General features: G+C 71.4%; 17 protein-coding genes. 10 read left to right on the forward strand and 7 right to left on the reverse strand.

Features of this window, described 5'->3' with window-relative positions; translation table 11 throughout:
• Nucleotides 1–77: 77 nt before the first annotated feature.
• The gene (locus ACFE8Y_RS07990) at nt 78–551 is read right to left on the reverse strand and encodes an NUDIX domain-containing protein (RefSeq protein WP_375463862.1); all 474 of its coding nucleotides are present in this window, start codon (nt 549–551) and stop codon (nt 78–80) included.
• A gap of 26 nt (nt 552–577) precedes the next feature.
• On the reverse strand, nt 578–1,273 hold the full coding sequence (locus tag ACFE8Y_RS07995) for a fumarylacetoacetate hydrolase family protein (protein WP_375463863.1): 696 nt from the start codon (nt 1,271–1,273) through the stop codon (nt 578–580).
• Between the two features lie 134 nt (nt 1,274–1,407).
• Here ACFE8Y_RS07995 and ACFE8Y_RS08000 point away from each other — a divergent pair, with 134 nt between their 5' ends.
• The 10 genes from ACFE8Y_RS08000 (at nt 1,408) to ACFE8Y_RS08045 (ending at nt 10,136) form a co-directional block, all read left to right on the forward strand.
• Entirely contained in the window at nt 1,408–2,859 is a 1,452-nt protein-coding gene (locus tag ACFE8Y_RS08000) for an FAD-binding oxidoreductase (protein ID WP_375463864.1), read from the forward strand.
• Nucleotides 2,860–3,167: 308 nt separating this feature from the next.
• Entirely contained in the window at nt 3,168–3,461 is a 294-nt protein-coding gene (locus tag ACFE8Y_RS08005) for a DUF2218 domain-containing protein (protein ID WP_375463865.1), read from the forward strand.
• Nucleotides 3,462–3,521: 60 nt separating this feature from the next.
• A complete protein-coding gene (locus tag ACFE8Y_RS08010; RefSeq protein WP_375463866.1) occupies nt 3,522–4,784 on the forward strand; it encodes an aminopeptidase in 1,263 nt (420 codons plus the stop codon).
• A 62-nt stretch (nt 4,785–4,846) separates the two neighbouring features.
• Nucleotides 4,847–6,130 (forward strand): beta-ketoacyl-ACP synthase, encoded by a 1,284-nt coding sequence (locus tag ACFE8Y_RS08015; protein WP_375463867.1) that lies wholly within the window; start codon nt 4,847–4,849, stop codon nt 6,128–6,130.
• A 68-nt stretch (nt 6,131–6,198) separates the two neighbouring features.
• Nucleotides 6,199–6,969 (forward strand): SDR family NAD(P)-dependent oxidoreductase, encoded by a 771-nt coding sequence (locus ACFE8Y_RS08020; protein ID WP_375463868.1) that lies wholly within the window; start codon nt 6,199–6,201, stop codon nt 6,967–6,969.
• A 20-nt stretch (nt 6,970–6,989) separates the two neighbouring features.
• Nucleotides 6,990–7,280, forward strand: coding sequence for an SH3 domain-containing protein (locus ACFE8Y_RS08025; protein ID WP_375463869.1), 291 nt, complete (start codon nt 6,990–6,992; stop codon nt 7,278–7,280).
• Between the two features lie 54 nt (nt 7,281–7,334).
• Nucleotides 7,335–7,688, forward strand: a complete 354-nt coding sequence (locus ACFE8Y_RS08030) for a hypothetical protein (protein ID WP_375463870.1) — start codon at nt 7,335–7,337, stop codon at nt 7,686–7,688.
• A complete protein-coding gene (locus ACFE8Y_RS08035; RefSeq protein ID WP_375463871.1) occupies nt 7,675–7,995 on the forward strand; it encodes a type II toxin-antitoxin system PemK/MazF family toxin in 321 nt (106 codons plus the stop codon). The genes ACFE8Y_RS08030 and ACFE8Y_RS08035 overlap by 14 nt, the downstream gene beginning before the upstream one ends.
• Before the next feature lie 71 nt (nt 7,996–8,066).
• A complete protein-coding gene (locus tag ACFE8Y_RS08040) occupies nt 8,067–9,089 on the forward strand; it encodes a zinc-binding dehydrogenase (protein WP_375463872.1) in 1,023 nt (340 codons plus the stop codon).
• 99 nt (nt 9,090–9,188) lie between these two features.
• Nucleotides 9,189–10,136: a lipid A biosynthesis lauroyl acyltransferase gene (locus ACFE8Y_RS08045; RefSeq protein WP_375463903.1), complete on the forward strand. Its 948-nt coding sequence runs from the start codon at nt 9,189–9,191 to the stop codon at nt 10,134–10,136.
• 4 nt (nt 10,137–10,140) lie between these two features.
• Here the strand turns inward: ACFE8Y_RS08045 and tatC are convergent, their stop codons facing one another.
• The 5 genes from tatC to ACFE8Y_RS08070 all read right to left on the reverse strand — a co-directional run.
• A complete protein-coding gene (gene tatC, locus ACFE8Y_RS08050) occupies nt 10,141–10,941 on the reverse strand; it encodes a twin-arginine translocase subunit TatC (RefSeq protein WP_375463873.1) in 801 nt (266 codons plus the stop codon).
• A 3-nt stretch (nt 10,942–10,944) separates the two neighbouring features.
• On the reverse strand, nt 10,945–11,460 hold the full coding sequence (gene tatB, locus ACFE8Y_RS08055; protein ID WP_375463874.1) for a Sec-independent protein translocase protein TatB: 516 nt from the start codon (nt 11,458–11,460) through the stop codon (nt 10,945–10,947).
• Nucleotides 11,461–11,554: 94 nt separating this feature from the next.
• Nucleotides 11,555–11,836 carry a twin-arginine translocase TatA/TatE family subunit gene (locus ACFE8Y_RS08060; protein ID WP_375463875.1) on the reverse strand — a complete coding sequence of 94 codons (282 nt, stop codon included), beginning with the start codon at nt 11,834–11,836 and terminating at the stop codon, nt 11,555–11,557.
• Nucleotides 11,837–11,997: 161 nt separating this feature from the next.
• A complete protein-coding gene (gene nagZ, locus ACFE8Y_RS08065) occupies nt 11,998–13,005 on the reverse strand; it encodes a beta-N-acetylhexosaminidase (RefSeq protein ID WP_375463876.1) in 1,008 nt (335 codons plus the stop codon).
• A 239-nt stretch (nt 13,006–13,244) separates the two neighbouring features.
• Nucleotides 13,245–14,069, reverse strand: an 825-nt coding sequence (locus ACFE8Y_RS08070; RefSeq protein WP_375463877.1) for an SPOR domain-containing protein, incomplete at its 5' end; no start/stop codon positions are given.

Consider the following 14,069-nt stretch of genomic DNA (forward strand, 5'->3'; position numbering starts at 1 on the left):
GCCCTCAGCCGACAGACACCTCCGTCGTCCTCAAAAAGCTGAAGCGATGCCCCTGGTGGGCTACCGCCCGCATCGGCTTACCAGAGGGCGGCCGGGGCCAGCCCCTCGCGGATCTCGCGCAGGCGCTCGCGCGTCGCGCGGGTCGTCTCGTCCGGTAGGGCGTCGAGGGGGAAGAACGCGCAGGCCGCGATCTCCCGGTCGGGCTGCTTCGGGCCGGCAACGATGAAAGCGGGAGCGACGTAGAGCACGACGTGGTCGCGTCCCGCCGCGGCGAGGTTGCGGTAGAAGCCGTGCAGGCGCAGCGGGGTGCCGGGATCGAGGACGATCTCGGCCTCCTCGCGGAACTCCCGCGCCATTGCCTCCGGCGCGGTCTCGCCCGGCTCGACGCCGCCGCCGGGCAGGTGCCAGCCGCTGATATAGGTGTGGCGCACGAGGCAGACGCGGCCCGCATCGTCGATCGCGGCGCCCCGCACGCCGAGCGTCATCCCGCGCACCGCCAGAGCGGCGAGGTGGAACAGGCGGCGCAGCCAGGGCTGGTCGAGGGGCTTCATCGCCGCGTTTCGCGCTGGCGCCGCGATCAGACCACGTCCAGGGCGATCGCGCCGAGCCCTGCAATTACGCCGACCATGCGCTCGCCCCGCCGCACCGGGCCGACGCCGGAGGGCGTGCCGGTGAAGATCAGGTCGCCGGGTTCGAGCGCGAAGTAGGCCGAGAGGTAGGCGATCTGCTCAGGGATCGACCAGATCATGTCGGCGAGATCCCCGAGCTGGCGCTCGGCCCCGTCGACGGACAGGGCGATCCGCCCGCTCGTGAGGTGGCCGACGCGCTCGACCGGGTGGATCGGGCCGATCGGCCCCGAGGCGTCCGCCGCCTTGCCGAGGTCCCACGGCCTTGCCATGCGCTTGGCCTCGTCCTGGAGGTCGCGCCGGGTCATGTCGAGGCCGACGGCGTAGCCGTAGACGTGCTCCAGGGCGCTCTCCACCGGGATGTCGCGCCCGCCCGCCCCGAGGGCCGCCACCAGCTCGATCTCGAAATGGTAGCTTTCCGTGCGCGGCGGATAAGGGTGGTCGATCGGTCCGCCGCCGCAGGGCTGGAGCGCGTCGGCGGGCTTCATGAAGAAGAACGGCGGCTCGCGATCGGGGTCGGCCCCCATCTCGCGGGCGTGCGCGGCGTAGTTGCGCCCAACGCAGTAAACCCGGCGCACCGGGAACAGGTCCTCGCTGCCGGCGACGGGGAGGGCGACGCGGGGCGGGTTGGGGATGACGGACAGCATGGCTTCGCCTCGCGACACGGCCGGGTTCTCTCGGGCGCCCGGTGAGGAGCGCAAGGCTTAGTCTTAGGACGAGGCTCGGCCCAGGCCATCCCGCCGCGCTTGCATCCCGCCCCCGCCTGTCGAAAAATCGCGCGATGACCCAGCACGCAACGCCCCACGACGCCCTGCTGTCGGCCCTGCGCGACCGGCTCGGAGGCGCGCACGTGCTGACCGATGCATCCGACCTCGCGCCCTACCTCGTGGAATCGCGAAAACTCTACCGCGGGACGGCGCTCGCCGTGGTGCGGCCGGGCTCGACCGCCGAGGTCGCCTTCGCCGTCGGGACCTGCGCGGCCGCCGGCGTCGCGGTCGTGGCGCAGGGCGGCAACACCGGCCTCGTCGGCGGCGGCGTGCCGCACGGCGGCGTCGTCCTCTCGCTCGCGCGCATGAACCGGGTGCTCGGCGTCGATCCCGTTAACGCCAGCATCACCGTCGAGGCGGGGGCGATCCTCTCCGACGTGCAGGACGCGGCGGACGCCGCGGGCCTCCTGTTCCCGCTCTCCTACGCCTCCCGCAGCTCGGCCCGGATCGGCGGGGCGCTCGCGTGCAACTCCGGCGGCATCGCGGTGCTCGCCTACGGCAACGCCCGCGACCTCGTCCTCGGCCTGGAGGTGGTGCTCGCCGACGGCCGGGTGTGGAACGGGCTGAAGGCGTTGCGCAAGAACAACGCCGGCTACGACCTCAAGCACCTGTTCGTCGGCTCGGAAGGCACCCTCGGCATCATCACCCGCGCGGTGCTGAAGCTGTTCCCGAAGCCCGCCTCCCGCAGCGTCGGCTTCGTCGGCCTGCCCTCGGCGCGGGTGGCGCTCGACCTGTTCGCGGGCCTGCGCCGACGCGCCGACCGCGATCTGACCGCCTTCGAGCTCATCCCGCCCTTCGGGCTCGACCTCGTGCTGCGCCACGTGCCCGGCACGGTGCGCCCACTCGCGGGCGTGCACGGCGCTTACGCGCTGATCGAGCTCGCCTCCGCCCGGCCCGACGCCGACACCCGCGCCGAGCTGGAGGCAGCCCTGGCCGAAGCGATCGAGGACGGCCTCGTCGAGGACGCGACGCTGGGCGCGAGCGAGGCGCAGAACCTCGCCCTCTGGGCGCTCCGGGAAAACCTCTCCGAGGCGCAGGGGCACGAGGGCGGCTCGATCAAGCACGACGTCTCGGTGCCGCTGTCGCGCCTCGCGGATTTTCTCGAGGAGGCGAGCTTGGCCTGCGAGGCCGCGATGCCGGGCCTGCGGGTCTGCGCCTTCGGCCACGCCGGCGACGGCAACATCCACTTCAACCTCAGCCAACCCGTCGGGATGGACAAGGCGGCGTTCCTGGCCGATTGGGCGCGGTTCAACCGCATCGTCCACGACATCGTGACGGGCCTGGACGGGTCGATCGCCGCCGAGCACGGCGTCGGCCTGATCAAGCGCGACGAGCTGCAGCACTACACCGACCCGGTGGCGCTAGACCTGATGCGGGCGATCAAGGCGGGGCTCGATCCGCACGACCGTCTCAACCCGGGCAAGGTCGTCACCTTGTCCGAGAACCCACCGCCTGCGCTGCCGTAAAATCCGTGCGTGCGGCATTGCCGTCCGGTCTCGCGAAGATCCGGCATTGTGCAATGCATTATCCACTCACAATATTGCCCTGCATTGCGCCATAAATCAGCGCCCTCGCTGCGATATGGTCTGCGACGCGACGGCTGGCGGGGAAACCCGGAGATCCGTGCGTTATCGCAGCGTTAACGACTGGGGCGGACGTTCGTCGAGGCCGGTGCCGCCGCACCGGCGGCGGGGCCCGGCACTTGCTTGGCCAACCCGACCCTTTCGCACCTGCGAGAGTTCCGGGGCGCCGAACACCGAAGGAGACCATAGCGATGCCCACCTCTCAGGCCCGCGTGCAGACCGCCGAGGCGAGCCGCTACCTGCAGCAGCTCTGCCGCCACTGGAGCCACAAGTTCCCGGTGTCGAGCACCACCGACCACGGCACCGTGCCCTTCGGCGAGGACCGGGTGTGCACCTTCGAGGCCGAGCCCGACGCCCTCCTGATGCGGATCGCCAGCGCCGATCCGGCCGGGTTGACCCGCCTGGAGAACGTGGTCTCGGACCACCTGATGCGCTTCGCCTTCCGCGAAAGCCTCGGCGAGATCACGTGGTCCCGCGCCGCTTGATTCGATGAGCCCCGCGCCGATCTTGGAGTGTCCGGATCGGATGTTTCGCGGGAGCCGTCCATGACCATGCACGCCCGGCCTCAGGCCGCGGATCTGCCCTTCGCCGCCCGGATCGACCGGCTCGCCGAGGTCGCGGTCCGTGTCGGTCTCAACCTCCAGCCCGGGCAGGAACTCGTCCTGACGGCGCCGCTCGACGCGCTGCCGCTCGCCCGCGCGATCACGGCGCAGGCGTACAGGGCCGGCGCCTCGCTCGTCACGACGCTGCTGGGCGACGACGTCGCGACGCTGGCCCGCTTCGCTCACGCGCCGGACGAGGCCTTCGACACGGCCGCCGGCTGGCTCTACTCCGGCATGGCCGAGGCCTACCGCAACGGAGCCGCCCGCCTCGCGATCAGCGGCGACGACCCCGCCCTGCTCGCGGGCCAGGACCCCGACCGGGTCGCCCGCGCCAACCGCTCGCGCTCGAAGGCCTACGTGCCCGCGCTGGAGCTGATCGCCAACTTCGCCACCAACTGGACCATCGTCTCGGCGGCGACGCCCGCCTGGGCGCGCACGGTCTTCCCGGACCTGCCCGAGGACGAGGCCGTGGCCCGGCTCTGGGACGCGATCTTCGCGGCTTCCCGCGTCGACGGCCCGGATGCGCTAGCGGCGTGGTCCGAGCACAACGCGGCGCTCCACGCGCGCAAGGATCTGCTGAACGGCCACCGCTTCTCCGCGATCCGCTTCCGCGGCCCCGGCACCGACCTCACCGTGGGGCTTGCCGACGACCACGCGTGGTGCGGGGGTGCCGCGACCTCGCGCAGCGGCATCACCTGCAACGCCAACATCCCGACGGAGGAGGTCTTCACCACGCCGCATCGGGGGCGGGTCGATGGCTACGTCGCCAGCACCAAGCCGCTCTCCTACCAGGGCACCCTGATCGAGGAGATCGCGGTGCGGTTCGAGGCGGGGCGCATCGTCGAGTCGCGGGCGAGCCGGGGCAGCGATGTCCTCGCCCGCGTCCTCGACACCGACGAGGGGGCCCGGCGGCTCGGCGAAGTCGCCCTGGTGCCGGCCTCCTCCGCGATCTCGGCCTCGGGCCTCTTGTTCTACAACACCCTCTACGACGAGAACGCCGCGAGCCACATCGCGCTCGGACAGGCCTACTCGAAGTGCTTCGTCGACGACGGCGCGGGCCTGTCCGAGGACGATCTCTCCGCCCGCGGCGCCAACCGCAGCCTGATCCACATCGACTGGATGATCGGCTCGAGCGCGGTCGACGTGGACGGGATCGACTCGGACGGGCAGGCGGTGCCGGTGATGCGCGGCGGCGAGTGGGTCTGAGCACGCGGCGCTCCGGCAGGCCGCGGGATGCACGCCGAAAAGAAACCGACTAAGACGGCGCCATGACAGGACAATCTCACCGCGACGCCAGGGGGCGGCCGCTCGTCGCCGTCACCGGTCTCGGCCTCGTCTCGTCCCTCGGCCGGGGCCAGGACGACACCTGGGCCGCGCTGACGGCCGGGCGCTCAGGGATTCACGCGATCGCGCGGTTCCCGACCGACGGGCTGCGCACGCGCATCGCCGGCACCGTCGACTTCCTCGACACCGATCCCCTCGTGGCGCCGGCCCTGTCCGAGCGCTTCGCGCACGTGGCGGCCGAGGAGGCCGTGGCTCAGGCGGCCATCGGATCGGCCGGCGACTTCCCCGGCGCGCTGTTCATCGCCGTGCCGCCCGTCGAGATGGAGTGGCCGCAGCGCCGGGCGCTCGCCGAGGCCGGCAGCGGGAGCGAGCCCGTGACCTATGCCGGCCTCCAGCGCGCGGCGGCGAGCCGGGCGTTCGATGCATGGCACGACCTGTTCATCTTCGGCACGGTGGCCGACCGGATCGCCGACCGCTTCGGCACCCGAGGCTCGCCAATCTCGCTCTCGACGGCGTGCTCGTCGGGTGCCACAGCGATCCAGCTCGGCGTCGAGGCGATCCGCCGCGGTGAGATGCGGGCGGCCCTCTGCATCGGGACCGACGGCTCGGTGAACCCGGAGTCGCTGATCCGCTTCTCCCTGCTCTCGGCGCTCTCGACGCAGAACGATCCGCCGGAGCGGGCCTCGAAGCCCTTCTCGAAGAACCGGGACGGCTTCGTCATGGGCGAAGGCGCCGCCGCGTTGGTGCTGGAGGATGCGGAAGCCGCAGTCGCGCGCGGCGCGGAGATTCTGGGCTACGTCCTCGGCTGCGGCGAGAAGGGCGACGGCTTCCATCGCACCCGCTCCAGCCCCGACGGCGCGCCGATCATCGCCGCGATCCGCGCAAGCCTCGACGATGCCGGGATCGGCGCCGACGGGATCGACACGGTCAACGCCCACGGCACCGCGACGCCAGAGAACGACCGGATGGAGGCGATGGGCCTGACCGCGGTGTTCGGCGAGGCCGCCGCCCGCATCCCGGTCACCTCCAACAAGTCGATGCTCGGGCATACGCTGACGGCGGCCGGCGCCATCGAGGCGGCGGTGTCGCTGCTGACGATCCGGCACGGGCGCATCCCGCCGACCATCAACCACGCCGTGCCCGATCCCGCGATCGCCCTCGACATCGTGACGACGGCCCGCGACGCGGCCGTGTCGCGCGTGCTGTCGAACTCCTTCGGCTTCGGCGGGCAGAACACCTGCCTCGTGCTCGCCGCCGAGCCAGCATGAGCGCAGCGGTAGAACCGAGCGTGCGCGCAACGGTGGAACCGAACACGCGCGCAGCGGTCGGACCGGACATGCGCGCGCCTCGGCCCGCCTCCGGCCACCGCATCCTCGTCACCGGGGGCGCCTCGGGCCTCGGCGCGGCGCTCGTGCGCGCGTTGGCCGCCGCCGGCCACGCGGTCGATTTCACCTACCGCGCCTCGGTCGCGCCGGCCGAGGCGCTGCTCGCCGAGCTTCGCGACCGGCATCCGGGCACGACCTTCGCGGCCGAGTCCCTGGACCTCGCCGACCGTGCGGCATTGGACGCCTTCTGCGAGGCGGCGGACGCGCGCGGCTACTACGGCCTCGTCCACAATGCCGGGCAATCCTACGACGCCCTCGCGGCGATGCTCGACCAGGACCGGGCCGAGGCCCTGATGCAGGTGAACTTCTTCTCGCTGACGCGGCTCGCCAAGGCGCTGGTGCGCGGCATGATCCGCGCGCGCGCCGGCCGCATCGTCGCGATCGGCTCGGTGGCGGCCTTGCGCGCCAACGCCGGCAACGCGGCCTACGCCGCCACCAAGGGCGCGCTGATCGCCTATTGCCGGACGCTGGCGATCGAGTCGGCCAAGCGCGGCGTCACCGTCAACGTCATCGCCCCCGGCTTCGTCGACACGCCGATGCTGGCCGCCTACGCCGCCCACCGCGCCGGGATGGAGCGCCAGATCCCGACGGGGCGCTTCGCGGAGCCTGCCGAGGTGGCCGCACTCGCGGCGTTCCTGATGGAGGCACCCGCCGCCTACATCACTGGCGCCGTCCTGCCCGTCGACGGCGGCCTTACCGCGATGATGGGCGTCCACCGCTGAAGGGTTTTCGCGATTTTCCAATGCGCCCGCTCCCGCCCGTCTGGTCCGCCATGACCTGCCTGCTCCTCCTCGTCGGCGTGGGGACGGCGCGCGCCGAGCCGGTCCCCTACCGCATCGACGGCCTGCCGCGAGGCGAGGCGCTCAGCATCCGCGCCGAGCCCGATCCGTCCGCCGACGTGGTCGGCGAGATCCGCGGCCGGGCGCTCGTCTTCGGCTGCACCAACGCGACGCCGAGCGGCACCACGTGGTGCCGGGTCAAGGCCGGCCGCGCGGTGGGCTGGGCACGGCGGCGCTACCTCGCACCGGATTAAGTCGGGTTGATGCGAACGAACGGGTTCCGTAGGTATCGGCGCAGGAGGCCTGCGATGGCGACGATGATCATTCGCGACGATGTCCTGTGGGCGGCTCATATCGAGGGCGATCCTGATCTGGCCAGCAGCATTCGTTCGCTGCCGTCCGACGACGTCATCGTTCTGCGCATCGAAGGAAAACCTGTTCGCTTCCGGAAGATGCGTGACGGTGCCGACGGACGGCCCACGGATGGCGTGAGGCCGGAACGGGAATCCTCCGAGTTCTGGCAGCACTTGCAGACGCGGCGCGGCGCCATGGTCACGGTCGAGCCCGAGACGGGCAGGGTCGATCCCTACCTCCTGTCCCTGACCGCGACTCTAACGGAGTGGAACAGTCCCGACGATGCCGCGGCCTATGATGGCCTATGACCGCTTCGACGTTCTGAAGGTGCTTTTTCCCTTCATCGACCTGCCGATCCGCAAACCGCGGCCCGTTCTCGTCGCATCGCCCGCGACGTTCAACGCCGCAAACGGGCATGTCGTCGTTGCGATGATCACGACGGGCGCGGGAAGCCACTGGCCGAGCGTATTATCTCATCTTGAATCTCCCCGCCCCAGGCCTGAGCCATCGTTCTGTCATTCGATGGAAGCTGTTCACGATCGCCAACGCGCAGGTCGGTCGGCCAATCGGTCGGCTCTCGCCTGCGGATCGCTTCGCGTTCGGATCGCACCTTGATGCGATCCTTTGCGGCTCCTGATCCATTCCCCTGCCGGCCCTTACCGGGTCGGCGGCTAGAAAGAGCGCATATGCAAGCCCTGCAACTCTTCGGCGACCGCGACCTGCGCCTCACCGAGGTCGAGGCTTCCCGTCCCCCCGGCTTCGGCGAGGTCCGGGTTCGGGTACGCGCGGTCGGGCTGAACTTCATCGACGTGTGGGGCTTTCGCGGCATGGCCTTCGCCAAGCGGCGGCTGCCGCTCACCGTCGGCGCCGAGGCCGCGGGCGAGATCGCCGAGGTCGGGGCGGGCGTCGAAGGGCTCGCGGTCGGCGACGGCGTCGCGCTCTACGGCGCGATGACCTGCGGCCGGTGCCGGGCCTGCCGCGAGGGGCGCGACAACCTCTGCGAGGATGTCGGCGGCGTGATGGGCTTCCACATCGACGGCTTCGCCCGCGAGTTCGTCACCATGCCGGCCCGCCTCGTGGCGAAGGTGCCGGCGGGCGTCAGCCTGACGGACGCGGCGTGTGCCGGCATCGCCTTCGGCACCGTGCAGCACATGCTGTTCGACAACGCCCGGCTGGAGCCCGGCGAGAGCATCCTCGTCCATGCCGGCGGTTCGGGCATCGGCACCGCGGCCATCCGGATGGCCAAGGCGATCGGCTGCACCGTCTACACGACGGTCGGCGACGACGAGAAGGGCGCCAAGGCCGCGGCTCTCGGGGCCGATCACGTGGTCAACTACCGCACCGAGCGCTTCGAGGGCGAGGTGCGGCGGCTGACGAAGCGGAAAGGGGTCGACGTGGTGTTCGAGCATGTCGGGCCCGACACCTGGAACGGCTCCCTGCTCTGCCTCAAGCGCGGCGGGCGCCTCGTCACCTGCGGCTCGACGTCGGGCGTCTCGACCACGATGAACCTGATGCAGCTCTTCCAGCAGCAGTATCGCATCACCGGCTCGTTCGGCTGCCGGCTCGCCAACATCCGCGAGGCGCTGGCCAAGATGGCCGACGGCATCCGCCCGGTCATCGATACGGTCTACCCGCTGGTCGACTTCGCGCAGGGGTTGGAGCGGCTCGAATCGCGCACGGTCTTCGGCAAGATCCTGGTGAGCCTGTGACGCCCTCCCCTCTTGCGAGAAAATGATCTAAGCGGAGCGGTTTCGTCCTCTCTCCGGCTCGCCCGACGCCGGCAGGACGCCGTGTCCCAGAGTAACCCGTTGCTGCGCCTCGCCCTGACCCTGAAGCGGAACCTGCCGCGGCTGGCCGGCTACGCCATGATCCCGCTGATCCGCGCGGTGTTCCGGCTGTCGCGCGCACTCGGGCCGGAGCGGGCGGGCGATGCCGGCGCGGCGCTGTTGCGCGCCCTGGGGCCGTGGTTGCCCTCGCATCGCACGGCGCTTGCGAACCTGCGTGCCGCCCTCCCCGACCTGACGGAGTCCGACGTTCGAAGGATCGCTCGGGAGGCGTGGGACAACCTCGGCCGCACCGGCGCCGAATATGCTCACCTCGATACCCTGTTCGACTACGACCCTGCCAACCACGCGACCCAGCGCATGGAAGTCGAGGGCATCGAGCACTTCTTCGCCCTGCGCGACGATGGCCGGCCGGGCCTCGTCTTCTCGGCCCACCTCGCGAACTGGGAGCTGCCGGCGATCTGCGCCGCGAAGTTCGACCTGGAGGCGACCGCCGTGTTCCGGGCGCCCAACAACCCCGCCGCCGCCCGCCTCGTGCAGGAGGTGCGTCGCAAGACCATGGGTGGGTTGGCCGCCTCCGGCCCGGGCGGCGCCTTCGCGATGCAGGGCGTGGTGGAGCGGGGCGGCCATCTCGGGCAACTGATCGACCAGCACTTCACCCGGGGCGTGGTGGTGACGTTCTTCGAACGCCCCTGCTTGGCCAACCCGCTGCTCGCCAAGCTCGCGCGCCACTACGATTGCCCGGTGCACGGTGCGCGCGTGGTACGGCTCCCGGGGGGGCGTTTCCGGTTGACGCTGACCCCGCCCCTCGACCTGCCGCGCGACGCGGATGGCCAGATCGACGTCGCCGGCGCGATGCAGGCGATGACCGGCGTCGTCGAGGGCTGGGTGCGCGAGAACCCGGGACAGTGGCTCTGGATGCACCGGCGCTGGCGGCCGAACATGCTGCCGAAGCCCCTGGCTCGCGTGTGAGCGCCTACGGATCGAGCCCCTCGGCGACGCGGCGGGCGGCGCGCACCTTCTCGACGCGCGCCACCGAGAACACCGAGGCCTCGTAGAGCAGCAGCATCGGCAGGGCCAGCGAGAGCTGCGAGATCACGTCGGGCGGGGTCAGGACGGCCGCGGCGACGAAGACGAGCACGATGGCGTAGCGCCGCTTCTCCCGCAGGAACTTCGCGTCGATCACGCCGATCTGGCCGAGCAGCGTCAGGATCACGGGCAACTGGAAGGCGATGCCGAAGGCGAAGATCAGGGTCATGATCAGCGAGAGGTACTCGTCGACCTTCGGCAGCAGCGCGATCGTCGGCTCGCCCGCGACGCCCACCTGCTGCAGCGACACCGAGAACCGGATCAGCAGCGGCATGGCGAGGAAGAACACGACCAGCGCGCCGAGCACGAAGAAGATCGGGGTGGCGACGAGGTAGGGCGTGAAGGCCTTGCGCTCGTTGCGGTAGAGGCCCGGCGCCACGAAGGCGTAGATCTGCGTCGCGATCACCGGAAACGCCAGGAAGGCTGCCCCGAAAACGCTGAGCTTGATGTTGGTGAAGACCTGCTCGAGGAAGTGCGTCGCGATGAGCTTGGCGTTCTCGACGCCCACCACAGAGACGTAGGGGTGGACGAGGATGTTGTAGATCTCGCGCGAGAAGAAGAAGCACCCGAAGAACATTACGATGAAGGCGGCCAGCGACTTAATCAGCCGCGCGCGCAGCTCGATCAGGTGGTCGAGGAGCGGCGCCCGCGATGCCTCGATCTCGGCCTCGTCCGTCTCGTTGATCATCGGCTAGCGGCCCGCGCCCGAGGGCGCCGGACCGGATGCTGCCGGCGGGGCTTCCGCGGGCGCACCGAACGGGTCGTCGACGGAGCCCGCGACGGGGAGAGGCTCGGACGCCGGGTGCGGCTCGGCCGGCTGCGGGACGTCGTAGCGTCCGCCCGCAGCGCCCGCATCCTCGGCGGCGCGCAACTGCGCCGTGGCATCGGCCAGCGTCTCGGGACTCGGCTTCGCGCTCCGCGCCTCGACGGCGCCCTTCAACTCGTCGCGGATCGTCTGGACCGGATTGAAGCCGGTGCCGGCGGTCCGGACCGTGTCGCGGATGCCCTCGACATCCTTGCGGACATCGTCGAGCTCGGCCTCGCGGATCGCCTCGTTGAACTGCATCTGGAACTCGCCGGCCATGCGGCGGACCTTGCGCGTGATCTGCCCGACGGTGCGCAACGCCTTCGGCAGGTCCTTCGGCCCGATGACGATGAGGGCGACGCCTCCGATCAGCATCACCTCCCCCCAGCTCATGTCCAGCATGTCGTCGACGGTCCTGCAGCTTCGGGCCTGCCGATCGGGCCTCGGATGGGCCGCGCGAGGCGCGAGCCTGGGCCTCCAGGTCAGGCCGCCTCGGTCAGACCGTCTTGCGGTCGCCGGACGGAAGGTGGCTCGCGGGGATCGCGGTGCCGGGGCTCGTCTCGGCCGCGTGCGGGATGGTGCGCACGGGCTCCGCCGGGGCGACGGGCGCGACCGGAGCGGCGGCCTGGGCCGGCGTCTCGTCCTCCGCCATGCCCTTCTTGAACGCCTTGATGCCCTTGGCGACGTCGCCCATCAGGTCGGAGACCTTGCCGCGGCCGAACAGCAGCATGACGATGACGGCGACGATGACCCAGTGCCAGATACTCATGCTGCCCATGGCAACCTCCTGCGCCACGGGTCACGCATCGGATCTACGTGTCCGCAACGGCTCGTTTCCGCGGTTGAATTTCGGGGCGAACCTAGGGATCGCGCTCGGTGAACACAAGCGGTCAATACCGTCCGCCCCCGCGAAAGGCCCGCGCGGGTGGCGGCCTTGCCTCAGGCGGCCCGCACCAGAGCGGCCGCGAACCGGGCCCGGGCTTCCGGAACGTCGAGACCGTCGCGGGCGCCGCCGAGGCGGGCGAGCGCGGCCTCCGCCCGGCGCAGGCGGTCGCCCTCCATCTCGGGCGCCCCCTCCGCGACCGCGCGCATCTCCGCCATGCTGCCGTTGCAGTGGAGCGCCACGTCGATCCCGGCGGAGAACGCGGCCTCGGCGCGCGCCCGGAACGGGCCGGTCAGCGCGTGCATCGACAGGTCGTCGGTCATCAGCAGGCCGTCGAAGCCGATCGCGCCGCGGATCACGTCACCGACGACGCGGGCCGACTGCGTCGCCGGCCGCTCGGGATCGATCTGCGAGAACACCACGTGCGCGCTCATCGCCATCGGCAGGTCGGCGAGCGCCCGGAACGGCTGGAAGTCCTGGGCGCGCAGGGCATCGAGGCCGGCCTCGACCACCGGCAGGCCGTGGTGGCTGTCGCAGGCCGCGCGGCCGTGACCGGGGATGTGCTTCATCACCGGCAGGACGCCGCCCGCCATCAGTCCCTCGGCCACCGCGCGGCCGATCTCGGCCACCGCCTGCGGGCTCGACGCGTAGGCGCGGTCGCCGATGATGTCGTGCGCGCCCGCCTCGGGCACGTCGAGGACGGGGGCGCAGTCGACATTGATGCCGACCTCGGCGAGGTCGTGCGCCATCAGGCGGGCGCCGAGCCGCGCCATCGCCGCGGCCGCCCCGTCGAGGTGCCGGAACCGGCCGCCGGCCGGGTATTTCGGCCAGTGCGGCGGCCCCATGCGCTGCACCCGGCCGCCCTCCTGGTCGATCAGGATCGGCGCGTCGTCGCGCCCGATCGTGGCGCGGAGCGAGGCCGTCAGCGCGCGGACCTCGTCCGGCGTGCCGATGTTGCGCTTGAACAGGATGAAGCCCCAGGGCTGCACGCTGCGGAAGAACGCGGCCTCCTCCGCCGAGAGGGTGGTTCCGGCGCAGCCGAGGATCAGGGCACGGGATGTCATCGGGGACGGCTCGCGCGAGGCTTCTGGAACGATGGTGGAAACGTCTTCGGATCGTCGAATCGCGCAGGAAGGGTCCGATGGACCGCCCCTGGTCGGCAAGGCGAAACCGCGGGACGCAGGGACCTGGGCGCGCGATCCCGTCCCGCTGTTGCGGCCGTGGCTCAGGGGAACGCCGGAGCGGTCCCGTCCGCGGTCAAACGCGTGACGACGGGATGTTCGACGGCTCAGGTCTCAGCGTCTCAGTTCTTGGCGACGAAGCACTGCCCGCCGGCACCCTGAAGCTGGGTGCACAGGGTGGTCGCCTCGGCCTTGGCCAGCGGCCCAACGCGGACCCGGAAGATCGTCTTGCCGTTGACCTCGGCTTGGCGGATCAGTTCGGGTTTCCCGGAGAGCTGGCTGTACTTGCCCTGCATCTCCCGCAGCGCGACCTGCGCCTCGCGGGCGCTGGTGCGGACGCCGAGCTGGACCGAGAATCCGCCGACGGCGGCAGTGCTCACGGCGGCCGTGGTGACCGGCGCGTCCGACGGGGCCATGGCCTCGGGGGCGACCGAAGCCATGCGCTGGGGCGACTTGGCCTTCACCGGTGCCGGAGCGGCGACGACGGGCGCGCGCTCGGCCGCCTGCGGCGCCTGCTGCGTGGTGGTCTGCATCGGCATCTGCGGCGTTACCGCCGCCATCCGGCCGGGCCGGGTGCGGACGGGCGCGTCCTCGCCCGGCAGCGTCATGGTCGGGATCGGCGAGAGCGGCGGCACGGCCTCGGCCTGCGGCTCGCGCTGGGCCGGCGGGGGCGGCGTGTCGGGCTTCACCACGACCGTTCGGACCCGGCGCGGCTGGCCGAACGCATCCAGCGGCGCTGCGCCCGGGGTCACGCTGCCGGAGTCCGAAGCGCCCCGATCCTGTCCGCCCTTGTCCAGGCCCTGGGCCGCGCGGGCGGCCTGGGCCACGTCGAGGGGCTGCTCCTCGCGATTGACGATGCGGATCTGGCTGTCCTTGGCCTTGGGCTCGTAGATCTGCCGATTCTGATCGGGGATCTCGACGCCGTCGGCCACCTTCGGGGCCACCTT

The sequence above is a fragment of the uncultured Methylobacterium sp. genome, from assembly GCF_964242245.1.
In the GTDB taxonomy this organism is placed as follows: Bacteria; Pseudomonadota; Alphaproteobacteria; order Rhizobiales; family Beijerinckiaceae; genus Methylobacterium.

Coding starts and splice junctions, on each gene's coding strand:
- ACFE8Y_RS08015 (WP_375463867.1), top strand. CDS start 4,847: ATGACAGGACAATCTCACCGCGACGCCAGGGGGCGGCCGCTCGTCGCC.
- ACFE8Y_RS08010 (WP_375463866.1), top strand. CDS start 3,522: ATGACCATGCACGCCCGGCCTCAGGCCGCGGATCTGCCCTTCGCCGCC.
- ACFE8Y_RS08020 (WP_375463868.1), top strand. CDS start 6,199: ATGCGCGCGCCTCGGCCCGCCTCCGGCCACCGCATCCTCGTCACCGGG.
- ACFE8Y_RS08060 (WP_375463875.1), bottom strand. CDS start 11,836: ATGGGCAGCATGAGTATCTGGCACTGGGTCATCGTCGCCGTCATCGTC.
- ACFE8Y_RS08025 (WP_375463869.1), top strand. CDS start 6,990: ATGCGCCCGCTCCCGCCCGTCTGGTCCGCCATGACCTGCCTGCTCCTC.
- ACFE8Y_RS07995 (WP_375463863.1), bottom strand. CDS start 1,273: ATGCTGTCCGTCATCCCCAACCCGCCCCGCGTCGCCCTCCCCGTCGCC.
- ACFE8Y_RS08040 (WP_375463872.1), top strand. CDS start 8,067: ATGCAAGCCCTGCAACTCTTCGGCGACCGCGACCTGCGCCTCACCGAG.
- ACFE8Y_RS08035 (WP_375463871.1), top strand. CDS start 7,675: ATGATGGCCTATGACCGCTTCGACGTTCTGAAGGTGCTTTTTCCCTTC.
- ACFE8Y_RS07990 (WP_375463862.1), bottom strand. CDS start 551: ATGAAGCCCCTCGACCAGCCCTGGCTGCGCCGCCTGTTCCACCTCGCC.
- ACFE8Y_RS08005 (WP_375463865.1), top strand. CDS start 3,168: ATGCCCACCTCTCAGGCCCGCGTGCAGACCGCCGAGGCGAGCCGCTAC.
- tatB (WP_375463874.1), bottom strand. CDS start 11,460: ATGCTGGACATGAGCTGGGGGGAGGTGATGCTGATCGGAGGCGTCGCC.
- ACFE8Y_RS08030 (WP_375463870.1), top strand. CDS start 7,335: ATGGCGACGATGATCATTCGCGACGATGTCCTGTGGGCGGCTCATATC.
- tatC (WP_375463873.1), bottom strand. CDS start 10,941: ATGATCAACGAGACGGACGAGGCCGAGATCGAGGCATCGCGGGCGCCG.
- nagZ (WP_375463876.1), bottom strand. CDS start 13,005: ATGACATCCCGTGCCCTGATCCTCGGCTGCGCCGGAACCACCCTCTCG.
- ACFE8Y_RS08000 (WP_375463864.1), top strand. CDS start 1,408: ATGACCCAGCACGCAACGCCCCACGACGCCCTGCTGTCGGCCCTGCGC.